We start from the raw sequence: 23189 nt of genomic DNA, 5'->3' as shown, positions 1-23189 counted from the left end.
GCCTCGCAAGAGGCCCTTCTTTTTTTTGGGGGGGCGATCGCCCGGATCGAAGATGCAGCGGCGGCGGCGTGCGTCAGTCCGGCCATTCGTTCAGATGCGGGCCGAACTGTTCGCGTTGCCGGCGCACGATGCAGAAGCGGTGGCCGGTCGGCGCCTGCATGACCCACCAGCGCCCGTGCACGAACTCGATGCGCTTCGCGCCGAGGGCTTCCAGGCGCCGCGCCTCGGCTTCGAGGTCGTCGGTCTCGATGTCCAGGTGCACGCGCGCGGCGTGATCGACCTTCTGCAGCAGGATCTGCGGCTCGTCGGCCGCGGTGGCGAGTTCGGCGTACTTGCCGTCACCGTCCTGGTCGACGCTGGCGATCGGCTTGCCGAGGGCGCGGCTCCAGAATTCCGCGGCCGGGCCGAGATCCTCGACCGGGCAGTCGATGACGAGATTGCACAAGCGGCTGTGATGCGCCATGGGGATCTCCTGCGCCCGGAACCGGTGGGACAGGTCACGCCGGCGGCGCGACGAGAAGGGCAATCTACCCCGCGGCGGCTGAAGTTCGCGCAACGCGACTTCGCACCGGACGCGGGGCCTGGTGGTCAGGTCGCCAGCGCGAGATCGTCGAGCATCGCCTTGAGGAAGCGCGCCGCCTCGCCGCCGGTCGCGGCGCGGTGGTCGAAGGTCACCGAGATCGGGATCACCCGATGCGATTCGAAGCCGCCCATCACCGGCGTCATCTGGTGGCGGCCCTTGCCGGCCGCGACGATCGCCACGCACGGCGGCACCACCACCGGCGTCGCATAGCGACCGGCGAACACGCCGAAGTTCGACAGCGAGATCGTGTAGCCCTTGAGTTCGTCGGCCGGGATCGAGCGTTCCTCGACCTGCGTGCGCAGCCGGTTCACCGCCGCGCGCAGGCCGGCCGCGTCGAGCACGTCGGCATTGCGCAGCGCCGGCACGAACAGGCCGTCGTCGGTGTCGACCGCGATGCCGATGTCGACGTGGGGATGCAGGGTGCGCGTCAGGTTCTCGCCGTCGAACCAGGCGTTCAGCGCCGGCACCGTCTTGCAGGCGCGCACCAGTGAGCGGATCAGGCGCACGGTGACGTCGCTGCCGGGCAGCCAGGCGTGGATGTCGGCGTCGTCGCAGAGCGTGGTCGGCACGACCTGCGCGTGCGCCGCGGCCATCACGCGCGCCATGTTGCGGCGCACGCCCTTGAGCTGCTCCGGCTGGCCGCTCGCAGCCACGCCCGGCGGCGTGGTGCGCATCGGCTTGCCGGCCGCGGACAGGGTGGTGCGTTCGGCGTCGCGCCGCGGCGCGGCCGCGGGTGCCGCAGCCGGGGCGGGCGCTGCCGCGACTTCGCTGCGCGCCGGGGCGGCGGGGGGCGCGCCGAGTTTCGCGGTGCCGGCCGCGGCGGCGTCCTTGACGTCCTTCAGCGTGACCACGCCGTCGGCGCCGCTGGGGCGCACGCGGGCGAGATCGACGCCGAGCTTCTTCGCCAGCGCGCGCACCGCCGGCACGGCCTTGACGCCGCCGATGCTGGCCGCCTGCTCGGCGTGCACGCGGCCGCTGGATTCCATCGCGCCGACCACGGTGCCTTCGTCGGCGCGCTCGGCCGATCCGCCGGCGGCGATCTCGCCGCCCTCGTCAGAGGCGACCACGCCCTGGCGGTCCGGCGCCTGCGCGCCGGCGCCCTTGGCGGGTTCCGGCGCCGCCTTCGGCGGCGGCGCATGATGGTGGCCGGTCGACTCGGCCTCCGAGCGCTGCGGCAGGTTCGGATCGAGCTCGAACTCGGCCAGCGCGGCGCCGGTGGCGATCACGTCGCCGGCGCCGCCGTGCAGCTTGACCAGCTTGCCCGAGTACGGCGACGGCACCTCGACGACGGCCTTGGCGGTCTCCATCGACACCAGCGGCTCGTCCAGCCGGACGGTCGCGCCCTCGGCGACCAGCCACTCGACGATGGTCGCGTCGGGCAGGCCTTCGCCGAGGTCGGGAAGATGAAAGGTCTTGATGTCGGCCATGGCATTCGTCCTAGTGCGGCGCGCGGCGCCGTCAGTGGAAATGCAGCAGCGCCAGCGCGGCGATCGCCGGCAGCGCCTGCACGTAGAAGATCTTGCGGCTGACCGTCCAGGCGCCGTACGCGCCGGCGACGATCACGCAAGCCAGAAAGAAGATCTTGATGTGGAATCCCGCGCCGCCCTCGGCGAGGCCCCAGACCAGGCCGGCGGCGAGGAAGCCGTTGTACAGGCCCTGGTTCGCGGCGAGCGCCCTGGACGCCTGCGCGAACTCCGGCGTCAGCGAGAACACGCGCCGCCCGTACGGCGTGGTCCACAGGAACATCTCGAGCACGAGGAAGTACACGTGCAGCAAGGCGACCAGGCCGACGAGGACGTTCGCGATCGTGTTCATCGGCAAACTCCGGCTCAGCTCGCCGCCAGCGTGCGCGTGGCCGCCGCGACGATGCGCTCGACGCTCGGCAGGTACTTCATCTCGAGGCGGTACAGCGGGATGTGCGTGTCGTAGCCGGTCACGCGCTCGACCGGCGCGAGCAGGTCGTACATCGCCTCGTCCGCCAGCCGCGCGGCGATCTCGGCGCCGAAGCCGGCCGTGCGCGGCGCCTCGTGCACGATCACGCAGCGGCCGGTCTTCTTCACCGATTCGTGGATCGTGTCGAAGTCGAGCGGCGTCAGCGTGGCGACGTCGATGACCTCGGCGCTGATGCCCTGTTCGGCCAGCGCGTCGGCGGCTTCCAGGGCTTCCTTGACCTGCGCGCCCCAGGTGACCAGGGTCACGTCGCTGCCGTCGCGCAGCACGAAGCACACGTCCAGCGGCAGCGCCTCGCCGTCGTCGGGCACTTCTTCCTTGTACTGGCGGTAGATGCGCTTGGGCTCGAAGAACATGACCGGGTCCGGATCGCGGATCGCGGCGAGCAGCAGCCCGTAGGCGCGGCCCGGCGACGACGGCAGCACCACGCGCAGGCCGGGGATGTTGGTGAACAGCGCCTCGTTCGCCTCGGAGTGGTGTTCCGGCGCGCGGATGCCGCCGCCCCATGGCGCGCGGAATACGGCCGGACAGGTCAGGCGGCCGCGCGTGCGCGTGCGCATGCGCGCCGCGTGGCAGGCGATGTGCTCCATCATCGGATAGATGAAGCCCTCGAACTGCGCCTCGGCGATCGGCTTCATGCCTTGCGCGGCGAGCCCGACCGTGAGCCCGGCGATGGTGGCTTCGTCCAGCGGCGTGTCGATCACGCGCGCCGCGCCGAACTTCTCCTGCAGTCCCTGCGTCGCGCGGAACACGCCGCCGTTGACGCCGACGTCCTCGCCGAGCACGACGACGCTCGGGTCGACGCGCATCTCGTGGGCGAGCGCCTGGGTGACGGCTTCGATAAGGGTGATTTGTGCCATGGATGATCTCTGTTCGCCTCGTCGTTCCGCGCCGGGCCGGCAGCGGTCGTCGCGCCCCGGCCTGCGCCGGGGCGACGGATCAATGGGAAGCGGCGTCGCCGCCGAGTACCTGCCGCCGCTGCGCGGCGAGATCCGCGGGCACCTCGGCATAGGTGTAGTCGAACATCGCCTCGACCGGCTGCGACTTCGTCTCGAGGTAGGCGTTGACCTCGGCGTCGACCTTCGCCGCGCACTCGGCCTTCCATTCCTCTTCTTCCTGCTCGGTCCAGGCGTTCAGCGACATCAGGTAGTTCTTGATGCGGCGCATCGGCTCGCGGTCCCAGGCCTCCTTGACCTCGGCTTCGGGACGGTAGCGGCGCGCATCGTCGGCGGTGGTGTGATCGGACAGGCGGTAGGTGACCGCCTCGATGACCATGCCGCCGTGGCCGTGGCGCGCACGCTTGACCGCGTAGTCCATCGCGGCGCGCATGGCGATGAGGTCGTTGCCGTCGACCTGCAGGCACTCCAGGCCTGCCGCGATGCCCTTCTGCGCCAGCGTCTTCGCGCCGGTCTGCGCCGAGCGCGGCACCGAGATCGCCCACTGGTTGTTGACGATGACGGCGACCAGCGGCAGCGCCATCGCGCCGGCGACGTTGATCGCGCCGTAGAAGTCGCCTTTCGACGAGCCGCCGTCGCCGACCACGGCGACGGCGACGCGCGGTTCCTTGCGCGTCTTGAACGCGAGCGCGGCGCCGGCGGCGTGCAGGCACTGCGTGGCGATCGGCACGCACCAGGCGAAGTCGTGCGCGGGGCCGGAGAAGTCGTTGCCGCGCTCGTCGCCGCCCCAGTACAGCAGCACCTCGCGCGGCTTCACGCCGCGGTAGAACTGCGCGCCGTACTCGCGGTACATCGGCGCGAACACGTCGTCCTCCTGCATCGCGCTGCCGATCGCGACGTGCGCGGCTTCGTGGCCGAGGCAGGAGGCGTAGGTGCCGAGCTTGCCGGTGCGCTGCAGGGCGACGGCCTTGGCGTCGAAGGTGCGCGTGAACAGCATCAGCTTGTACAGCTCCACGAGCTGGCGGATGTCGCGGGCGATCGCGGGCAGGTCGTCGCGGACGAGCTTGCCGTCGGCGTCGAGGTACTGCAGGAATTCGATTTCGAAGGTGGCGGCGGTGGACAAGGAGCCTCCAGGACAGCGGCGCGCGAGGCGCGTATCAACACGATGTGGTGGCCGAGCGGCTGGCGTTCGAGGCGAGCAGCGGCGAGCGCTCTGCCGTTCGGCTGGCGGGGCCGGAACGGTAGCCAAGTCGCGGCGTGCTCCGCAAGGCCCGACGCAACATGGCATGGGGCTGTGCGCGGTACACTGCAAGCTTCCCTTCGCCGGCCCCACGATGAACGAACCGAACAACCTGCGTCCGCTGGAGAGCGGGATCGAAACCGATCTGCGCGAACGCACGACCTACGGCGGCTACCTGCAGCTGGACACCCTGCTGTCGGCGCAGAAGCCGCTCAGCGATCCGCCGCTGCACGACGAGATGCTGTTCATCGTCCAGCACCAGGTCGCCGAGCTGTGGATGAAGCTGCTCGTGCACGAACTGCGCGCGGCCATCGCGCGCCTGCGCGACGACGACGTCGACGCCACGCTGAAGATCCTCGCCCGCGTGAAGCAGGTGCAGCGCCAGCTGTTCGAGCAGTGGGCGGTGCTGGAGACCCTGACGCCGACCGAATACATGCAGTTCCGGCCGGTCCTCGGGCCGTCCTCGGGCTTCCAGTCGCTGCAGTACCGGCGCATCGAGTTCCTGCTCGGCAACAAGAACGCCGGCATGCTGAAGGTGTTCGACTACGATCCCGCCGCGCAGGCGCAGCTGCGCGCCGATCTGGAGGCGCCGAGCCTGTACGACGAATTCCTGCGCTACCTCGCGCGCCGCGGGCACGCGATCCCGGCCGCCTGCCTCGAACGCGACGTCACCCAGCCGCACGTGCGCGTGCCCGAGCTGGTGCCGGTGTTCAAGCGCATCTACGAGAACGCCGGCGAGTTCTGGCCCGAGTATCACTTGTGCGAGCAGCTGGTCGATATCGAGGAGAGTTTCCAGCTCTGGCGTTTCCGCCACATGAAGACGGTCGAGCGCATCATCGGCCACCGCCGCGGTACCGGCGGCTCGTCGGGCGTCTCCTTCCTGAAGAAGGCGCTGGACCTGACCTTCTTCCCGGAACTGATCGACGTGCGCACCGAAATCGGCAACTGAGCGGGTCGAACGTTCGTTTGCGCGCGGGTTTCTCAGCGACGGGAGGCAGGTCGTCCCTGTCGTCCTCGTCATTCCCGCGATTGCGGGAATCCATCCTGCCCTGCATCGAAGGCGAGAAGCATCAAGGTGGATCCCCGCTCGCGCGGGGATGACGAGGGTCCAGCGGTGGTGACGGCGATGCGGCTACCGCCACCGGCGCGCCGGTCCTGACCGAGTCGCAACGCAATCCCCCGGCGCCCGGCTCCACGCTCCGATATTGCGCTGCGGTTTGACGTTGCTGCCGCGAGCGGTTACACGTGACCGGTTTGTTCACTTTCGATTCACAGGAAACCCATGTCCACGACCGCCACCGACGCCGCCGCGCCGCCGAATTTCCCGCAGAGAATGGGCCATCCGAGCCCGCTGTGGATGCTGTTCATGACGGAGTTCTGGGAGCGCTTCGCGTTCTACGGCATCCGCTGGGCCCTGGTCCTGTACATCGTGGCGCAGTTCCACGGCGGCGATCCGAGCGGCGAGGCGCCGGCGAACCGCACCTACGGCGCATATCTCGCCCTGGTCTACGCCAGCGCGATCTTCGGCGGCTACATCGCCGACCGCGTGCTGGGCTACCAGCGCTCGATCCTGCTCGGCGCCGTCGTCATGTCGGCCGGCCTGTTCTTGATTGCCTGGCCGGAGTCGCACATCTTCGAACTGGGCCTTGCCACCATCATCTGCGGCAACGGCCTGTTCAAGCCGAACATCTCCACGATGGTCGGCAAGCTCTACGGTGTCGGTGACGGCCGCCGCGACGCCGGCTTCACGATCTTCTACATGGGCATCAACCTCGGCGGCTTCCTGTCGCCGATCCTCACCGGCATCCTCGCCGAACAGATCTTCGGCACCTCGGTAATGCCGGCCTACAAGATGGTGTTCATCGCCTCCGGCGTCGGCATGCTGATCAGCCTGCTCTGGTTCTGGTTCGGCCGCGCCCAGCTCGAAGGCATCGGCCGCCCGCCGGAAGGCGGCGCGTCGCGGGCACGCGTGCTGTACGTGCTGGTCGGCGTGCTCGCCGCGATCCCGGTCATGTACGGCCTGCTCGCGATGGGCGCCGGCACGCTGGCCTGGGTCCTCGGCATCATGTTCGTCGGGCTGTGCGCGCTGCTGCTGGTCGAGGGCGTGCGCGAGGGCGCCGTGCAGCGCGACAAGACGATCGCGATGCTGATCATCTTCGCGTTCAACGTGCTGTTCTGGATGTTCTTCGAGCAGGCCGGCAGCTCGTTCACCTTCCTCGCCGACAAGATCGTCAACCGCGAGTTCGGCGACTGGACCTTCCCCAACGCCTGGTTCCAGTCGGTCAACTCGCTGGCGATCATCGCGCTGGCGCCGATCATCGCGGTGATCTGGGTGTGGATGGGCAAGCGCAACGTCGAGCCGTCGATCCCGCGCAAGTTCGGCCTCGGCCTGATCTTCAACGGCCTGGCCTTCCTGCTGCTGATGTTCGCGTTGTCGAGCCTGGTCAGCGACGCCGGCAAGATCCCGTTCTGGACCCTGTTCATGGTCTACGTGATCCAGTCGGTGGGCGAGCTGTGCCTGTCGCCGATCGGCCTGTCGATGGTGACCAAGCTGGCCCCGCTGCGCCTGGTCGGCTTCGGCATGGGCGGCTGGTTCCTGTCGACCGGCATCGGCAACAACCTGTCGGGCATCTTCGCCGGCCACGTCAGCGGCGAGGGCGGCATGACGGTGGAGTCCGCGCTCGGCGGCTACACGTTCGGCTTCTGGGCCCTGGTTGGCGCCGGCGTGCTGCTGTTCCTGGTCGGCCCGCTGATCAACCGGCTGATGCACGGGGTGCGGTGAAGCCGGGAATGGAGAATCGAGAATAGGGAATCGGAGAGCAGGCCGGCTTTTTACGATTCCCGACTCCCGGCCTTTTCACACCGGCGCCAGCTTGTCCAGCACGCGCTGCAGCATGCGGCGCTCGTCGGCGTCGAGGCGTCCGAGCAGTTCGCGCTCGTGCTCGCGCGCCAGCGGCGCGACGACGTCGTGGATCTTCCAGCCCTTGGCCGACAGCAGCAGCACCGAACGGCGCTTGTCGCCGTCGTGCGTGCGCCGCACGACGCGTTTGGCCGCGACCAGCCGCGCCAGCGCCCGGCTGACCGCCACCTTGTCCATCTCGGTCCGCTCGGCGACCTCGCGCGCGGACAGCCCGGCGCCGTCGAAGCGCGCCAGCACCGCGATCACGCGCCATTCCGTCATGGTCAGGTCGAAACGCTGCTGGTACTCGCGCGCGATCGCCTGGCTGACCCGGTTGGACAGGATCGACAGGCGATAGGGCAGGAAGCGTTCGAGTTCGAGCGGTTCGTGGTCGGTCATGCGGCGCTGCGTCTTGCTTGTAGTTTCATATGAAACTAATCTTATCGCGTTACTTATGCAAACGTCCGTGTTTGCAAGAGCAAGAGCGGCCATCCTTGTCCGCACTTTTCAACTAACCGCCGCTCCGTCGCGGAGCAGGCGGGAGCCTTGGAGCCATTGGAATGAACACTCAGCCCAACCTCGGCATGCAGGTCACCACGTTCGAGAACCCGATGGGTATCGACGGTTTCGAGTTCGTCGAATTCGCCGCGCCCGAAGGCCAGGGCGAGTTCATGCACGACTACTTCCGCCGCATGGGCTTTTCCGCCGTGCTGCGCCACAAGTCGCGCCCGATCACGGTGTACCGCCAGGGCGGGGTGAACTTCCTGCTCAACGAGGATCCGGATTCCTTCGCCGCGGATTTCGCCCGCGCCCACGGCCCGAGCGCCTGCGGCTTCGCGATCGGCTTCAGGAAACCGGTGAGCCAGGTGCTCGACACGGTGCTCGCCAACGGCGGCGAGAAGATCGTCGACAAGGCGGACACGCGCGCGGTCGATGCGCCGGTGATCAAGGGCATCGGCGACTGCATGCTGTACCTGATCGACCGCGCCCGCGACGACGTCTACGCCGATTACGTGCCGGTGGAAGGTGCGGAGCGCAACCCGGCCGGGTTCGGCCTGACCTTCATCGACCACCTGACCCACAACCTCTACTTCGGCAACATGCAGAAGTGGTCGGACTACTACGAGAAGCTGTTCAATTTCCGCGAGATCCGCTACTTCGACATCAAGGGCGCCAAGACCGGCCTGGTCTCGAAGGCGATGACGGCGCCGGACGGCATCGTGCGCATTCCGCTCAACGAATCGAGCGATCCGAAATCGCAGATCAACGAATACCTCGACGCCTACAAGGGCGAGGGTATCCAGCACATCGCGCTGTTCACCGACAACATCTACGACACGGTCGAAGCGATGCGCGCGCACAACATCGAGTTCCTCGACACGCCGGACACGTACTTCGAAGTCATCGATGTGCGCGTGCCCGACCACGGCGAGGACGTGCCGCGCCTGGCCAGGAACAAGATCCTGATCGACGCCGACCGCGAGACCAAGCAGCGCAAGCTGCTGCAGATCTTCACGCAGAACGCGTTCGGGCCGATCTTCTTCGAGATCATCCAGCGCAAGGGCAACGAGGGCTTCGGCGAAGGCAATTTCCAGGCGCTGTTCGAGAGCATCGAACGCGACCAGATGAAGCGCGGCGTGCTGTAGGCGCCGCTCTCGACGCAGGCTTCAACCGCAGCATCCTTCGTTCCTTCCACCGCATTGTTTCGGCGTCATGCCCGCGAACGCGGGCATCCATTTCAAGGCAGCGACGAAGCGCCATGGATTCCCGCTCACGGGAATGACGCCGGCAGGAAGACCTTACGATGTCGATCGTCAGCAACGGCTACCAATCCGGTTTCGGCAACGAATTCGTCAGCGAGGCGATCGCCGGCACCGTGCCGGTCGGACGCAACTCGCCGCAGCGCGTCGCGCACGGGCTGTACGCCGAGCAGCTGTCCGGAACGGCGTTCACCGCGCCGCGCCACGAGAACCGGCGCAGCTGGCTCTACCGCATCCGCCCGGCGGCGATGCACGGCACCTTCGTGCCGTTCGCGCAATCGTATTTCCACAACGACTTCGGCGACGGTCCGGTCACGCCGGACCAGCTGCGCTGGAGCCCGCTGCCGCTGCCGCAGCAGCCGACCGATTTCGTCGAGGGCCTGTTCACGATGGCCGGCAACGGATCGCCGCAGGCGCAGACCGGCATCGGCGTGCACCTGTATGCCGCCGATCGCGACATGCACGGCCGCTGGTTCTACGACGCCGACGGCGAACTGCTGATCGTGCCGCAGCAGGGCGGCCTGCACATCGAGACCGAACTGGGCGTGCTCGACGTCGTCCCGCACGAGATCGCGCTGATCCCGCGCGGCGTGCGCTTCCGCGTCGCGCTGCCGGACGGTCCTTCGCGCGGCTACGTGTGCGAGAACTTCGGTGCGATGATGAAGCTGCCCGACCTTGGGCCGATCGGCAGCAACGGCCTGGCCAATCCGCGCGACTTCCTCGCCCCGCACGCCGCGTACGAGGACGCCGAGGGCGATTTCGAGCTGATCGCGAAATTCCAGGGCCACCTGTGGCGCGCGCCGATCGACCACTCGCCGATCGACGTGGTCGGCTGGCACGGCAACTACGCGCCGTACAAGTACGACCTGCGCCGCCACAACACGATCGGCTCTATCAGCTACGACCATCCCGATCCGTCGATCTTCCTCGTGCTGCATTCGCCCGGCGAGCACGAGGGCGTCAGCAACATGGACTTCGTGATCTTTCCGCCGCGCATCCTGGCGATGCAGGACACGTTCCGCCCGCCGTGGTTTCACCGCAACGTCGCCAGCGAATTCATGGGTCTGATCCACGGCGCCTACGACGCGAAGGCGGAAGGCTTCGCGCCCGGCGGCTGCTCGCTGCACAACAGCTTCACCGGCCACGGCCCTGACGCAGCGACGTTCGAGAAGGCCAGCGCGGCGGACACGTCCAAGCCGGACTACATCCGGGACACGATGGCCTTCATGTTCGAGTCGCGCGCGGTGATCCGCCCGACCGCGCAGGCGATCGACGCGGCCCATCGCCAGCGCGAGTACCAGGCCTGCTGGCAGGGATTGCGCAAGAATTTCTCCGCGACCTGACGCTCCCCGGAGCACACCGGCAGCCGCGGACCGCGACATCGACGACAATTGCCCCGCGGGCGGTGGCAGCGTCGGCTGGACCCGCCCGCGACACCTTCGAAAACGGAGTCGGACCATGAAGCTTGGCAGTCTCAAGGAAGGCGGCCGCGACGGCACGCTGATCGTCGTCAGCCGCGATCTCTCGCGTGCCGTGCGCGCGGGCGCGATCGCGCCGACGCTGCAGCGCGCGCTGGAAGACTGGTCGAACGCGGCGCCTCGGCTGAACACGCTCGCCGAGGCCCTGAACGAAGGCAAGGCCGACGGCGCGTTCGCGCTGGACCCGGTCGCGCTCGCCGCGCCGCTGCCGCGCGCCTACGAATTCGTCGACGGCAGCGCCTACCTGCCGCACGTCGAGCGCGTGCGCCGCGCGCGCGGCGCCGAGGTGCCGGAGAGCTTCTACGTCGATCCGCTGATGTACCAGGCGACCAGCGCCGGCTTCTACGGTCCGCGCGATCCGATCCTCGCCGCCAGCGAGGACTGGGGCATCGACCTCGAAGCCGAAGTCGTCGTCGTCACCGACGACGTGCCGATGGGCGTTTCCGCCGCGGATGCCGCTGCGCACATCCAGCTGATCGGGCTGGTCAACGACGTATCGCTGCGCAACCTGATCCCGGCCGAACTGGCCAAGGGCTTCGGCTTCCTGCAGTCCAAGCCGCGCTCGGCGCTGTCGCCGGTGTTCGTCACGCCGGACGAGCTCGACGATGCCTGGCGCGCGAACAAGCTGCACCTGCCGATGCGCACCTGGATCAACGGCCAGTGGTTCGGCGAAGCCGAGTGCGGCGTCGACATGCAGTTCGACTTCGCCCAGCTCGTCGCGCACGCGGCGAAGACGCGGCCGCTGTCGGCCGGCACCCTCGTCGGCTCCGGCACGATCGCCAACGAGGACACTTCCAAGGGCGCCTCGTGCCTGGCCGAGCAGCGCACGGTGGAAACCCTGCGCGACGGCAAGCCGTCGACGCCGTTCCTGAAGTTCGGCGACACGGTGCGCATCGAGATCACCGATGCCGCCGGCAAGAGCCTGTTCGGCGCGATCGAGCAGGTCGTGACGAAGCAGGCGGTCTGAGGCGATGGCGGCCGGATTCGTCCTGTACGATTACTGGCGCTCCAGCGCCTGCTATCGCGTGCGCATCGGCCTGAACCTGAAGGGCGTGTGCTACGCGCAGAAGCCGGTGCATCTGGTGCGCAACGGCGGCGAGCAGCACGGCGCCGAGCACCATGCGCTGAACCCGATGGACGCCGTGCCGGTACTGGTGCACGGCGCGGAGGTGATCCGGCAGTCGCTGGCGATACTCCAGTATCTGGACGAGGCCGGCGAGGCGGGCGGCGCGAAGCTGCTTCCGACGCAGCCGCTGGCGCGCGCGCGCGTACGCTCGCTCGCCCTGCTGGTCACGTGCGACGTGCATCCGCTCAACAACCTGCGCGTGATGCAGTACCTCGAGCGCGAGTTCGACGCGACGCCGCCGGCGCGCGAGGCGTGGATGCGGCACTGGATGGCGGAAGGCTTCCGCGCGTTCGAGGCACTGCTCGCGTCCGATCCGGCGACCGGCCTGTGCTGCCACGGCGACGAACCGACCCTGGCCGACGCCTGCCTGATTCCGCAGGTCTACAACGCGAACCGCTTCGGCCTCGACCTCACGCCGTTCCCGACGATCCGGCGCGTCAACGAGCATTGCCTGTCGCTGCCGGCGTTCGAGGCGGCGCGGCCGGAGAACCAGCCGGACGCGGCGTAAGCGGCGCGTTGAAAGAGAACCGGCCCGGGAAACGTCGTCATTCCCGCGGAAGCGCGAATCCACCGGCTGCACTCGATGGATGCCCGCGTTCGCGGGCATGACGGCAGCGTGTCTTGCTCGGATTCTGCGCGCGCCGACTTCAGCCCGCGCTGACTTCAGCCCGCGATGTAGCGCTGCAGCTGTTCGATCTGCGTGCTCTGCTCGCTGATCAGTGCCTTGACCAGGTCGCCGATCGAGACCACGCCGACGACCTTGCGGTGGTCGACCACCGGCAGGTGGCGCACGCGGCGGTCGGTGCACAGGCGCATGCAGGTGTCGATGGTGTCTTCCGGTCCGACCGTCAGCACGTTCGGCGACATGATGTCGCTGACCGGCGTGTCGTCCGAGTGGCGGCCCTTGAGGATCACCTTGCGCGCGTAGTCGCGTTCGGAAACGATGCCGACCAGTTCGTCGCCGCGCATGACGAGCAGGGCGCCGATGTAGCGGTCGGCCATCGTGCGGATCGCGTTGAGGACGGGCTCGTCCGGGCCGACCGAGTAGACCTCGCTGCCCTTTTCCGCGAGTAGATGCTTGACCTGCAGCATGCTTTCCTCCGGCGGAGCGCGGCGCGTTCGCCGCCGGAGGCAGTGTAGCGCCGCCGCGCGTGCCAGGCTCGCCGCCGCGCAACACGCGACGGCGGTCGTTCAGGCGCCGGGGCAGTCGAAGCCGTCGGCGAACTGTACCGGGATCAGCGGCGCGTCGGCGCCGGCGCTGTTGTTCGCGACGACGGGATCGGTGGTGTCCGACGACGCCGTCGCGGTGAACGCGACCGGTCCCGATGCGGCCGTGTCGCGCGCGACGCAGGCACGCGTGGTCACCGTCACGCTCGCGCCGGGGGCCAGGCTCGGGAACGTGCATGGGAAGGCACCGCTGCAGTCGCCGGCGTTGGACTTGAAGCCGAGGCCGGGAGCCAGCGGGCTGTCCAGCTGCACGTTGTCGGCCGCGTCGGGGCCGTTGTTCGTCACGCGGATCGTGTAGTTCAGCTCCAGTCCGGGCTCCACGCCAGCCGGTGGCGTCAGCGTCACGGACAGGTCCGCGCTGCCGCCGCCTTCGCCGACCGGCAGCGGCCAGGCCCACACGCCGCGGCTGCGCGTGTAGGCGGCCAGCGTGGTGAAGCCGCGGTCGATCGACAGGCTCCAGATCATCACGTGCGGCAGGCCCTCGAAGCGCTGCCACACCGGCGTCTGCGCGGTGATGTCGTCGGTGAAGTACAGGCCCCAGTCCATGCCGACGAAGACCTGCCGGGGAATATGCGGATTGACGATGACCGCGTTGGCCGGAATGTCGGGCAGGTTGCCGCTCTTGTCGACCCAGGTGAAGCTCGCGCACTGCGCGGTGCAGGTCACCTGCAGTACGTGGCCCGGCGTCGCCGGCGCGTTCGCGGTGAAGCCGCCGATCGCGGCGTAGCCGACCAGCGGATTCAGCGGATCGGTGGCGACGTCCATCACCGGCCGGTTCGGCAGCACCGCGTTGCCGCCGGTCACGTCGACCGCCGTCGCCGCGCTGGCCGCGCCGAGGCCGAACACGTACTGCACGTTGCCGTCGTTGGTACCGGCGATGGCGACGGTCGGGTCGCTGACGGAGTAGTGCAGGTTGTTGATGAAGGAGCGCGCCTGCAGCGTGCCCTTGGTCAGGTTGGGTGTCTTAGGCGCCCAGCCGTTGCCGTTGACGCCGCCGGTGGTGGTTTCCCACACGCGGTTGGAGCCGGCGATCAGGTGCGTGCAGCCCTGTGTGCTGGTGCAGCCGCTGCCGGCGACGTCGAGCGCGCCGTAACGGTAGATGTCGAACGGGAAGATGAAGCTCAGGGTGTCGTCGCCCCAGTTGCCGGAGGCGCTGGCCTCCGCGCCGTCGGGGCCGTCCGTGCTGACGAATACGTTGCCGTTCTGCCAGGAGTAGTACCAGCGCTGGCCGAGGACCGGCTCGATGCGCGAGACGATGCCGTCGGCGCCACTTGTCGCGTTCCACGGGCCGGCCACGGGAGTGCCGGAGAACACCGCGGTCGCGCTGCCGTTGTCCTGGAAGCCGGCGCTCACGCCCGAGCTGGCGGCGGTGGCGAAATCGGCGGTGATGTCGCCGTGGTAGACCTCGATCGTCGGCAGCGTGTCGTTCAGTGCCGTCCAGTTGGCATTGTTGTAGCTGCTCGCCGTCAACGCGTTGTCGAGGTAGTAGACGCCGCCGTCGTTGCCGTTGAGGACTCTGTTCGCATCGCCGCCGACGATCGCGCGCGCATGGTTGTCCGGATGCACCGGGCCGCCGCTGTAGGCGCCGGTCAGGTTGGTCCAGGTGCTGCCGCCGTCGGTGGTGCGGAACAGGTCGACGGTGCTCACGAAGACCACGTTCGCATCGGTCGGCGAGACGGTGATGCCGGCGTCGTACCACATCTGTTCGCCGGGATCGCCGGGCTGGCCGGTCTGCGTCCAGGTGTCGCCGCCGTCGGTGGTCTTCCAGATGCCGGAGATGCCGCTGTTGGCGGGGTTGGCGAACATCGCGTAGAGCGTCATCGAGTCGCCCGGGGCGACGGCGATTTCCAGGCGGCCGCGCGAATTGTTCGGCGTGCCGTTGCCGGTGCCGGTCGGGAATCCGTTCGCCAGCAGGGTCCAGTCGGACACGGCCGGGCAGCCGCTGGCCGGCATGTCCGCACGGTAGACGCCGTTGGCGCCGTTGTTGACCAGGTCGGGTTGCACCGGCGTCGGCTGGCTGCGCGTGCCGACGGCGGCGTAGAGCACGGTGCTGCCGCTGCGGTTCACGGCGATCAGCCCGGTCATGTCCTGGCGCTGCGGCGGCGTCGCCGTGGTGAGCGAATTGGTGTAGCAGGGGCCGTCCCAGTTCGTGCCGCCGTCGTAGGAGAAGTACAGGCCGGTCTTGGTGCCGACGATGACGTGGTCCGAATCATTCGGATCGACGACGACTTTGCCGATCGACTGGTACTGCGGAAAACCTCCGGCGGAGGGGCCGTACATCGGATTGAACACGTCCAGGCCGAGCAGGCTCCAGGTCTCGCCGCGGTCGGTGCTCTTGAGGAGGCCGGCGGCGCCGAACGAGAACGAGCCGTAGCGCAGGTCGCCGGTGCCGGCGTAGAGCACGTTCGGGTCGTTCGGATCGAGCGTCAGGTCGCCGATCGCCATGCTGGCGATCTCGGGAAAATCGGTCTTGACCGTCCAGGTCGTCGCCGCCGAGCAGCAGTTCGTGGTCTTCCACACGCCGCCGCCGTCGGAGCCGATCCAGGCGACGGCCGGGTCGGTCGGGTCGCTGACGATGACGTTCGTGCGTCCGGCATTGCTGCCGACGCCGAATCCCTCGCCGACCAGCGGCTTCGGGCCGAGCAGGGTGAAGGCATCGGGGTCCAGCGCGAGCGCCTGTTTCGCCGACCGTGCGTAGGTGCGCGCGCCGGCCGGCGCGGCGGCGGCGATGCGCTGGTTCTGCTTGGACGCTTCCAGCAGCCAGGCCGGCTCGAAATGCAGGCGTTGCGGGTCGCCGGCGTAGGCCAGGCGGATGGCCCAGTAGTCGCCTTCGACCGGCGGGCGGCCGCCTTCCTCGGCCTCCTCGGCTTCGCCGCGCAGGAACAGGGGGCGGCTTCGCTCCGCCTGCTGCCAGTACAGGCCCCCCGCGGCCGCGAGGAGGCCCGCGGCAATCCACCATCCGGCCATCTTGCGCATCGGTGCTCCCTCCTGCCCAGGCCGAGACTGCCTCCGCCTTGCGGCGGATCATATTCGGCTCGAAGGCAGGGTGGCCGCCGGCTAGACGCAGCGGCACATTTGATCAGTCGCCTGCCCGGGAAATGCCGCCGCGTGGCGCGCCGTCAGCCGGCCGGGCGGTATTCGTCGATGAGGTAGAGCGGCCGCTGCTTGGATTCGACGTAGAGGCGTCCGAGGTATTCGCCGATCACGCCGAGCGCCATCAGCTGCGCGCCGCCGAGGAACAGCACGACCACCATCAGCGACGGATAGCCGCGCACCGGATCACCCAGCCACAGCGCCTTGGCGAGCACCCACAGCCCGAACAGGAACGCGACGATCGCGGTGAGCAGGCCGAAGTACGTGGCGAGCTTGAGCGGCGCGCCCGAGAACGAGGTGATGCCCTCGATGGCGAAGTTCCACAGCTTCCAGTAGTTCCACTTGGTCTCGCCAGCGTAGCGCGGATCGCGGTGGTAGACGACCGACAGCTGGCGGAAGCCGACCCAGGTGAACAGGCCCTTCATGAAGCGCTGCCGTTCGCGCACCTGCTTGAGCGCATCCAGCGCGCGGCGCGAGAGCAGGCGGAAGTCGCCGGTGTCGCGCGGGATCGGCGTCGACGACAGCCGGCCCATCACGCGGTAGAAGCCCGACGCGGTGAATTTCTTGAAGCCGGTTTCGCCGGCGCGCGAGGCGCGCGTGCCGTAGACGACGTCGTAGCCTTCGCGCCAGTGCTGCACGAAGGTCGGGATCAGTTCCGGCGGGTCCTGCAGGTCGGCGTCGATGACGACCGCCGCGTCGGCGTCGACGTAGTCCAGGCCGGCGGTCAGCGCCAGTTCCTTGCCGAAGTTGCGCGACAGCTTCAGCGTCGAGACGCGCGGATCGGATTCGCGCAGCGCGCGCATGATCGCGAAAGTGTCGTCGCGGCTGCCGTCGTCGACGTAGAGCACCTCGGTTTCCAGATCGAGCTGGTCGAGCACGGCCGCGAGGCGCGCGTGGAATTCGCGCAGGCCCTCGCTCTCGTTGTAGGCGGGCACGACGACCGTCAGTTTCGACATGAGCGATACCGCGATGGGGGACGCCGCATGCTAGCCGACGGCGATGACGCGCGAAATCGCGGCGACGGCGCCTTCAGCGCGGCAGGTAGGCGGGGCCGCCGAGCTGGTTCGCCTGGCGCTGGATCCAGGCCGCGCGGCGCAGCACGTACGGCGAGGGCTTGTCGACGCGGTAGCGCGAAGGGTTGGGCAGCACGGCGGCGAGCAGGGCGGCCTGGCGCGCATCCAGCCGTGCCGGCCCGACGCCGAAGAAGCGTTCGCTGGCCGCCGCCGCGCCGTAGAGGCCGTCGCCGAACTCGGCGATGTTCAGATAGACCTCCAGGATGCGCCGCTTCGGCCACAGCGCCTCCACCAGCACGGTGAAGTACGCCTCCAGGCCCTTGCGCACGAAGCTGCGGCCGTTCCACAGGAACAGATTCTTGGCGACCTGCTGGCTGATCGTGCTGGCGCCGCGCAGGCGTTCGCCTTCCTCCGCTTCGGCCAGCGCGTCCTGGATGGCGTCGAAGTCGAAGCCGTGGTGGCTGGGGAATTTCTGGTCCTCGGCCGCGACCAGGGCGATCGGCAGCGCCTTGGACACCTGCTCCCACGGCGTCCAGCGATAGTGCAGGGCGTAGCCGCCTTCGCCGGCAAGCCGTGCGCCGAGCCAGTCCTGCAGCATCACCGCCGAGGTCAGCGGCGGCACGAAGCGCAGCACGAGCACCGCGAGCACGCTCGTCGCCAGCCAGACCGCCACGGCGATCAGCAGCCAGCGCAGGAAGCGGCGGGGAAGGGAGCGGGCGGCAGCGGGCATCGGCGGTGGTCGGACTTGCGCAAACGACGCCGGCGCGGAAGTCCGCGCCGGCGTCTTTGCAGCTTAGCCCGTCGTTGCGACGGGCGGTACTCGTCGCGTCAATGGCACATGTGGTCGCCGCTGCCGGTGTCCTCGTCGAAGCCATTGGCGAAGATCACGTCGCCGGAGTCGCCGTCGCCGATGCGCACTTCGTCGAGCGAGAAGCCATCGAACGTGGCCAGCGGATCGGTGGCGAGCACCCAGCGGATCTGCACGGTCTGGCCGACGTAGGCCGACAGGTCGGCAGCGAACGGCTTGAACACGGCGGTGGCGGTGCCGTTGCCGGGATCGTCGTTCGAGGTCGCCGTCGTCACGCCGCTGAAGGCGCCGTGCGTGGCGCGGTAGCCGCAGGCGTTGGCCGGGATGCCCGGGGTGCTGTCCTCGGTCGCCGCGAACGAGCTCGGATAGCCGCCGGTGGGCGGCAGGTCGTTCCAGGTGGTGCCGCCGTCGGTGGAGATTTCCATCGCCACGCCGTCCCACTCGAGTTCGAGGTCGTACTTCGCCTTGAAGCTCAGGCCCGTCGCGCCGGCCGCGATCGTCAGCGGCGGCGTCTGGATGCTGGCGCAGGTGTTGGCCGGGTACGGCTCGCCGTCACGCGCGCTGCGGTAGCTGAAGCTGCCCGCGCTGGCGGCCGCGTTGGTGATCTGCCACGGAGCCTGCATGTGCATGAAGCTGCCGGTGTCGACGTCGTCGAGGAAGGCTGCCGGATCCGGACCGTCGGCGCCGGTCGGCGTCGTGTTGGCGGTGCGTGCGACGGTGGTGTTGCCGTCGGCGTCGGTCGCCGTGACGCGATAGAAGTACGGCGTGCCGCTGGTCACCGCGGTGTCGGCGAAGGTGGTTCCGGACTGGCCCGGGGCCAGCGTCTGCGCGTTGCCGAAGTACGGATCGGTGTCGCGCTCGATCTTGTAGGTGATCGTCGCGGCCGCCGGGCAGGCGCTCTCCGCCGGGGTCCATTCGAGGTTCACGCTGCAGCTCGCATTGGCGCCGTCGGCGATCACCGAGCCGATGTCGAAGGTCGGCGCCAGCGTGCAGTCGTCCTGCGAGACGACGTCGATGCACGTCGAGGCCTCGCCTTCGACGTCGTTGGAGATGCCGCGCACCTTGTAGGCGTAGTCGAAGCCGCCGACGGTGGTGTCGTCGGTGAGCGGCGCGCCGCTGCCGGAGGCGACCAGATGGAAATCGCCCGCCTGCGCGGTCGCGCAGGTGCCGTCGGCGCGGTACAGCTGCGCGCCCTGTGCGCCGCCGGCGAGCGTGAAGCCGATCTCGACGCCGCTGCTGCCGTTGCCGGCGACCGACAGTGCGGTCGGTGCCGGCAGCGCGGCCGTGTCGGGCAGGCCGAAGCCGCCGGAAACCGCCAGCGCGTAGCCCTGGCGATCGCTGCCGACGCTGCCGTCGCCCGGCACCGACGTCGCCTTGACGCGCAGCGTGTAGCTGCCGGCGACCGGCGCGGTGAAGCGCACCTGCTCGACCGTGTCCTTCGCGTCGGCCGTGCCGCCGGTGGTCGACACGCCGCCGCTGAAGCGGTTGCCCAGATAGGTCTGGCCGTCGGGCGCGACGACTTCGAGGTCGAGGTTGTTGATCAGCGTCGAGGCGGAGCCCGGCACGGCGGCCGGATCGAACCACGTCAGCGTGGCGCGGAACTCGATGCCCGCCGCCACGCTGGCGATGGCGTATTCGTGCACGTCGCCGGTCTGCATGCCCGCTTCGTTGGTGCGTTCGAACAGGCGCAGGCGGCGGCTGTCGTCGCCGTTGGGCATTGTGTTCTTGAACCACAGTGAATTGTCGAGCCACGGACGGCCCCAGCCGGTGCCGGTGTTCGGGAACGCCGCTGGTGTCGTCGCCGGCGTGGTGCCGTTGAGCAGCAGCGCCTTCAAGGTTGCGCCGGTCGGGTTCAGCGCGTCGTCGGAGGTCTTCTCGCCGCGCGGATAGAAGCCGTCGGTGAAGAACTCCCGCAGCAGCACCGCGTTGCCGGTCACCGTGGGTGCCGCCATCGAGGTGCCGGAGTTCGGCGCCGTCTGCGGCGCGGTCGGCGTGGAGTTGACCGGCGTGGCGCTGTTGCGCGCGGAGATCACGCTGCTGCCGGGCGCGGCCACGTCCGGCTTTATGCGGCCGTCCGCGGTCGGGCCGGCATTGGAGTAGCTGGCCTTGACCAGGCTGCCGGCGTGGCCGAGGGCGGCGACGGTGACGGCGTTCTTGGCGTTGCCGGGCGAACCGGTCTGGGTTGCACCGGCGCGGTCGTTGCCGGCCGAGATGACGACCAGCAGTTCCTCGCGCTTGCGGATCGCCGAATCGGCCGCCGCGTCCTGATCGGAATACTGGCCGGCCGTGGGGCCGCCCCAGCTGTTGTTGTGCACGCGCGCGCCGGCGCGGTAGGCCTGCTCGAGGGTGCCGGCGAAGTCGGCCGCGATGACCGACGTGGCGTTGTTCGGGCCGATGTCCTGCATCAGCAGCTGCGCGTTCGGCGCCATGCCGTCGGCGAGGTCGTGGTTGGGCAGCAGCGGCGTCGACGGCATGAACGAGTTCGCGCCGAACGTGCCGGAAGCGTCGCCGACGACGGTGCCGGTCGTGTGCGTGCCGTGGCCGGACACGTAGTCGTAGTCGGTTGGGCCGCCCGGCTGCGTCCAGTAGCCGATGATCTTGTTGTCCGGATACAGCGTGCCGATGTTCGGCAGCGCCGGCGGCGGATTCTCGGCGAAGGTGACTTCGGTGTGCGGGCCGCTGCCCTTGTCCAGGGTCGTGAACCAGGCGGCGTTGACGGTGGTGCCCGAGTCCGCCACCGCGGCGATCTGCCCGGCGCCGGTGATGCCCTGGTCGAACAGCGGCGCCGGACCGCAGACCGGACCGCTGCCGGCGCAGGACGCGGTGAGATTGCCCTGCAGCGCGGCGATGCCGCCGGCGTTGTTCGTCGTCGTCGGCACCCACGGTGCGACGCTGACGACGCCGTCGATCTCGGTCGCGGCCAGCAGCAGGGCGTCGAGGTCGGCGGGCTGCACGGCGGCGCGCACGTACGGCATGGCGTCCGCGCGCTCGCTGCGCAGGGTGATCTCGACGTTCGGCACGCGCTTGCGCAGTGCCGCCGCCATGTTCGCCGACGAGACGCCGGCGAAGGCGTTGACGATGATTTCGTAGCGGCCGTCTTCCTGCAGCGCCTTCGACGCGACGCGCTCAGCGCGCCACAGCTGCGGGTCGAGCTTCATCGCCGGCCGCAGCGGACCGGCCCAGCGGACCGCCGGATTGCGGCTCAGATCTTCCAGCTTGGTGCCGTTGAGGCGGACGTAGTAGGCGTTGTTCGGCACGTAGCCGAGAAACTGCACGCCGCGGGCGGCGAGCGTCTTCTGTTCGCGCAGCTGGCCCTGCCGGAACTGCACGATCGCATAGGCGGAAGGCGCATCCGCGGCGGCGCCGACCGAGTCGACGTTCAACTGCTGTGCGGCGGGGTCGAAGATGCCGGTCTGCAGGATGATCACGTCCGGGTTCGCGCGAGCCGCGTCGATCGCGTCGATCGACGGGTGTGCGGCGACGACGGAGGCCGAGACGGCGTTCGCGGCAGGCGCACCGGCGCTCAAGGCAAGGAGCAGGGCCGCGGCGAGCGCGGAGCGTGATGGCAGACTGGTCATACGGAGGTTCCCCGAGTAGTAGGCTGGACAGCTGCCGGAGTATGCGGCGACTTGCCGCGTAGGGGCATAGGTCTGGAGATGGAATTTCGGCATGACTGATGGCGCATGCGCGCCCGGGGAGGGCTGTGCCGCGGCCGGGTTCGCCGTTCGGTGCCTGGGCCCGCCGGATGGCGGGAAAGGCGGGTCGTCGTCTTTCGGTTTCGTGAGCGGGGACGCGATTTTTCGCAAAGTTCGGTGCTGGCGAGGCCTGTTAGTATTTCGTAAATCGAGCTATACTCGGCCAGCCTTCGAGGCTTGGGAACTCTGCTATCCGCGCGCACTCTCTCTGCTGCGCGCCCGCGAGGATCGTTCCGGTACCGGCTCCAATGAAACTGCGTCTTGCCAAGTGGTTGCTGATCGCGCTGTTCCCGATTGCGGGTGCGGCACAGTCGCTGCCGCCCCTGGCGCCGGTGCATCCGACGAGCAAGACCCCCCTGGTCGACGAGCTGCTCGCGTTCGATGGAGCCCCGCCGATGCTGGCCCAGGGCGCGCCGGTGGTGCCGATCTGGTCCGGTTCGGACGGTCAGCTGCTGGCGGTGGTCGCCCTGCCGCGGGAATGGGGGCAGTCGCCGATCGACCCGACCCCCGGTTACGCCGGTCCTTCCGCCTGGCATCTTGCCGGCAGCTCGCAGGCGAGCGCGGGCGGACTGAGCTGGCAGCTCGGCAACGGTTTCCGCGCCGACGCGATGTTCGGACAATATCTCGCCACGCCTTCCGCCACCTGCACGTCGATCAATTGCAGCGTTCCGGCGTCCACGCCGTGGGCGCGCAATTCGATGACCGGCGCGCTGGGCCTGGGCTGGACCACGCCTGACGGTGCGCTGGATCTTTCCTACGGTCTGTCGTGGCTGCAGTCGCAACCGGGCACTCCCGCGCTCGGCGAACTCTCGCTCGGCAACAGCGTCGTGCCGGTGCTGACCCTGCCGGGGGCGCTCAATTCCTACGGACTCGGACTGGACTCGGAAGCCGCGCTGTACGCGCGTGGCCGCTGGCAGTTCGAAAGCGGTCCGTCCTTCGACGTCGCCGCGAGCTACGGCCGCAGCCGTCTTTCCGCGATCGGCCAGGGCGGGCTGCCGGGTATCGACCTCGACCAGCTTTCGCTCAGCCTCGGGCTGGGCGCGGGCTCGCTGCGCGGCGCAGTCGTCGGACACGTGCTGCGCAGCGACGACCCGATGTTCGCCGGCAAGCGCTGGACCACGCTCGATCTCGGCGTGTCCTGGCGTACCCCGTGGAGCGGCGAGCTCAGCGTCGGTACGCAGAACATTCTGAACGCGCCGATCAATGCTTCCCGCGACGCGGACGGACAGCAGAACCGTACGCCGTACATCCAGTACCGTCAGGATCTGTAGAGGTTTCGTTCCTCTCCGTCGGAGATTCGGCGGATCCAGGTCCGGCATCGTTCTCCCTGCCGTTGCCCCTCTCTTGATTCCAAGCTCGCCGCGCATGCCGGGCGGCGCTGTGCGTCGTCTTCGCCGGCACTCCTGTCAGCGGCCTTTTCT

General features: G+C 69.0%; 18 protein-coding genes. 7 read left to right on the top strand and 11 right to left on the bottom strand.

Going from position 1 to position 23189, the window contains the following annotated elements:
• Positions 1–73: 73 nt before the first annotated feature.
• The 5 genes from ACFO6Q_RS10745 to pdhA all read right to left on the bottom strand — a co-directional run bounded on the left by ACFO6Q_RS10745 (position 74) and on the right by pdhA (position 4552).
• Positions 74–463 carry a VOC family protein gene (locus ACFO6Q_RS10745; RefSeq protein ID WP_380020839.1) on the bottom strand — a complete coding sequence of 130 codons (390 nt, stop codon included), beginning with the start codon at positions 461–463 and terminating at the stop codon, positions 74–76.
• A gap of 125 nt (positions 464–588) precedes the next feature.
• A complete protein-coding gene (locus ACFO6Q_RS10740; protein WP_380020837.1) occupies positions 589–2010 on the bottom strand; it encodes a dihydrolipoamide acetyltransferase family protein in 1422 nt (473 codons plus the stop codon).
• Positions 2011–2041: 31 nt separating this feature from the next.
• On the bottom strand, positions 2042–2398 hold the full coding sequence (locus ACFO6Q_RS10735) for a DUF1304 domain-containing protein (RefSeq protein WP_380020834.1): 357 nt from the start codon (positions 2396–2398) through the stop codon (positions 2042–2044).
• Positions 2399–2412: 14 nt separating this feature from the next.
• Positions 2413–3393 carry an alpha-ketoacid dehydrogenase subunit beta gene (locus tag ACFO6Q_RS10730; protein ID WP_380020831.1) on the bottom strand — a complete coding sequence of 327 codons (981 nt, stop codon included), beginning with the start codon at positions 3391–3393 and terminating at the stop codon, positions 2413–2415.
• A 79-nt stretch (positions 3394–3472) separates the two neighbouring features.
• Positions 3473–4552, bottom strand: coding sequence for a pyruvate dehydrogenase (acetyl-transferring) E1 component subunit alpha (pdhA, locus tag ACFO6Q_RS10725; RefSeq protein ID WP_380020829.1), 1080 nt, complete (start codon positions 4550–4552; stop codon positions 3473–3475).
• A gap of 211 nt (positions 4553–4763) precedes the next feature.
• On the opposite strand from pdhA, the gene ACFO6Q_RS10720 reads away from it, so the two are divergent.
• Positions 4764–5618 (top strand): tryptophan 2,3-dioxygenase, encoded by an 855-nt coding sequence (locus ACFO6Q_RS10720; RefSeq protein ID WP_380020827.1) that lies wholly within the window; start codon positions 4764–4766, stop codon positions 5616–5618.
• A 333-nt stretch (positions 5619–5951) separates the two neighbouring features.
• Positions 5952–7451: a peptide MFS transporter gene (locus ACFO6Q_RS10715; RefSeq protein ID WP_380020826.1), complete on the top strand. Its 1500-nt coding sequence runs from the start codon at positions 5952–5954 to the stop codon at positions 7449–7451.
• A 75-nt stretch (positions 7452–7526) separates the two neighbouring features.
• On the opposite strand, the gene ACFO6Q_RS10710 is transcribed toward ACFO6Q_RS10715, so the two are convergent.
• The gene (locus ACFO6Q_RS10710; protein ID WP_380020825.1) at positions 7527–7967 is read right to left on the bottom strand and encodes a MarR family winged helix-turn-helix transcriptional regulator; all 441 of its coding nucleotides are present in this window, start codon (positions 7965–7967) and stop codon (positions 7527–7529) included.
• A 161-nt stretch (positions 7968–8128) separates the two neighbouring features.
• On the opposite strand from ACFO6Q_RS10710, the gene hppD reads away from it, so the two are divergent.
• The 4 genes from hppD to maiA all read left to right on the top strand — a co-directional run bounded on the left by hppD (position 8129) and on the right by maiA (position 12440).
• Positions 8129–9214: a 4-hydroxyphenylpyruvate dioxygenase gene (hppD, locus tag ACFO6Q_RS10705; RefSeq protein WP_380020823.1), complete on the top strand. Its 1086-nt coding sequence runs from the start codon at positions 8129–8131 to the stop codon at positions 9212–9214.
• A 158-nt stretch (positions 9215–9372) separates the two neighbouring features.
• Positions 9373–10671, top strand: coding sequence for a homogentisate 1,2-dioxygenase (gene hmgA / locus ACFO6Q_RS10700; RefSeq protein WP_380020821.1), 1299 nt, complete (start codon positions 9373–9375; stop codon positions 10669–10671).
• 115 nt (positions 10672–10786) lie between these two features.
• On the top strand, positions 10787–11773 hold the full coding sequence (locus ACFO6Q_RS10695) for a fumarylacetoacetate hydrolase family protein (RefSeq protein WP_380020819.1): 987 nt from the start codon (positions 10787–10789) through the stop codon (positions 11771–11773).
• Between the two features lie 4 nt (positions 11774–11777).
• Complete coding sequence (gene maiA / locus ACFO6Q_RS10690) at positions 11778–12440, top strand: maleylacetoacetate isomerase (RefSeq protein ID WP_380020818.1); 663 nt, start codon at positions 11778–11780, stop codon at positions 12438–12440.
• A 155-nt stretch (positions 12441–12595) separates the two neighbouring features.
• Here maiA and ACFO6Q_RS10685 read toward each other — a convergent pair whose 3' ends face one another.
• From ACFO6Q_RS10685 to ACFO6Q_RS10665, 5 genes are all read right to left on the bottom strand, one after another.
• Positions 12596–13024, bottom strand: a complete 429-nt coding sequence (locus tag ACFO6Q_RS10685) for a CBS domain-containing protein (protein ID WP_380020816.1) — start codon at positions 13022–13024, stop codon at positions 12596–12598.
• A gap of 99 nt (positions 13025–13123) precedes the next feature.
• Positions 13124–16135: a hypothetical protein gene (locus tag ACFO6Q_RS10680; protein ID WP_380020815.1), complete on the bottom strand. Its 3012-nt coding sequence runs from the start codon at positions 16133–16135 to the stop codon at positions 13124–13126.
• A 143-nt stretch (positions 16136–16278) separates the two neighbouring features.
• Positions 16279–17208 carry a glycosyltransferase family 2 protein gene (locus ACFO6Q_RS10675; protein ID WP_380020813.1) on the bottom strand — a complete coding sequence of 310 codons (930 nt, stop codon included), beginning with the start codon at positions 17206–17208 and terminating at the stop codon, positions 16279–16281.
• Between the two features lie 73 nt (positions 17209–17281).
• Positions 17282–17995, bottom strand: coding sequence for a monofunctional biosynthetic peptidoglycan transglycosylase (mtgA, locus tag ACFO6Q_RS10670; RefSeq protein WP_380020811.1), 714 nt, complete (start codon positions 17993–17995; stop codon positions 17282–17284).
• 98 nt (positions 17996–18093) lie between these two features.
• On the bottom strand, positions 18094–21651 hold the full coding sequence (locus ACFO6Q_RS10665; protein ID WP_380020809.1) for a S8 family serine peptidase: 3558 nt from the start codon (positions 21649–21651) through the stop codon (positions 18094–18096).
• Positions 21652–22016: 365 nt separating this feature from the next.
• Between ACFO6Q_RS10665 and ACFO6Q_RS10660 the strand changes: the two genes are divergently transcribed.
• Positions 22017–23039, top strand: a complete 1023-nt coding sequence (locus ACFO6Q_RS10660) for a TonB-dependent receptor (RefSeq protein ID WP_380020807.1) — start codon at positions 22017–22019, stop codon at positions 23037–23039.
• Positions 23040–23189 lie beyond the last annotated feature (150 nt).

The sequence above is a fragment of the Dokdonella ginsengisoli genome (assembly GCF_042652785.1).
GTDB lineage: Bacteria > Pseudomonadota > Gammaproteobacteria > Xanthomonadales > Rhodanobacteraceae > Dokdonella_A > Dokdonella_A ginsengisoli.
Note: the sequence above shows the minus strand (reverse complement) of the source record. Positions and strands in the feature narration are given on the sequence as shown.

Coding starts and splice junctions, on each gene's coding strand:
- ACFO6Q_RS10745 (WP_380020839.1), bottom strand. CDS start 463: ATGGCGCATCACAGCCGCTTGTGCAATCTCGTCATCGACTGCCCGGTC.
- ACFO6Q_RS10740 (WP_380020837.1), bottom strand. CDS start 2,010: ATGGCCGACATCAAGACCTTTCATCTTCCCGACCTCGGCGAAGGCCTG.
- ACFO6Q_RS10735 (WP_380020834.1), bottom strand. CDS start 2,398: ATGAACACGATCGCGAACGTCCTCGTCGGCCTGGTCGCCTTGCTGCAC.
- ACFO6Q_RS10730 (WP_380020831.1), bottom strand. CDS start 3,393: ATGGCACAAATCACCCTTATCGAAGCCGTCACCCAGGCGCTCGCCCAC.
- ACFO6Q_RS10720 (WP_380020827.1), top strand. CDS start 4,764: ATGAACGAACCGAACAACCTGCGTCCGCTGGAGAGCGGGATCGAAACC.
- ACFO6Q_RS10715 (WP_380020826.1), top strand. CDS start 5,952: ATGTCCACGACCGCCACCGACGCCGCCGCGCCGCCGAATTTCCCGCAG.
- ACFO6Q_RS10710 (WP_380020825.1), bottom strand. CDS start 7,967: ATGACCGACCACGAACCGCTCGAACTCGAACGCTTCCTGCCCTATCGC.
- hppD (WP_380020823.1), top strand. CDS start 8,129: ATGAACACTCAGCCCAACCTCGGCATGCAGGTCACCACGTTCGAGAAC.
- hmgA (WP_380020821.1), top strand. CDS start 9,373: ATGTCGATCGTCAGCAACGGCTACCAATCCGGTTTCGGCAACGAATTC.
- ACFO6Q_RS10695 (WP_380020819.1), top strand. CDS start 10,787: ATGAAGCTTGGCAGTCTCAAGGAAGGCGGCCGCGACGGCACGCTGATC.
- maiA (WP_380020818.1), top strand. CDS start 11,778: ATGGCGGCCGGATTCGTCCTGTACGATTACTGGCGCTCCAGCGCCTGC.
- ACFO6Q_RS10685 (WP_380020816.1), bottom strand. CDS start 13,024: ATGCTGCAGGTCAAGCATCTACTCGCGGAAAAGGGCAGCGAGGTCTAC.
- ACFO6Q_RS10680 (WP_380020815.1), bottom strand. CDS start 16,135: ATGCGCAAGATGGCCGGATGGTGGATTGCCGCGGGCCTCCTCGCGGCC.
- ACFO6Q_RS10675 (WP_380020813.1), bottom strand. CDS start 17,208: ATGTCGAAACTGACGGTCGTCGTGCCCGCCTACAACGAGAGCGAGGGC.
- mtgA (WP_380020811.1), bottom strand. CDS start 17,995: ATGCCCGCTGCCGCCCGCTCCCTTCCCCGCCGCTTCCTGCGCTGGCTG.
- ACFO6Q_RS10665 (WP_380020809.1), bottom strand. CDS start 21,651: ATGACCAGTCTGCCATCACGCTCCGCGCTCGCCGCGGCCCTGCTCCTT.
- ACFO6Q_RS10660 (WP_380020807.1), top strand. CDS start 22,017: ATGAAACTGCGTCTTGCCAAGTGGTTGCTGATCGCGCTGTTCCCGATT.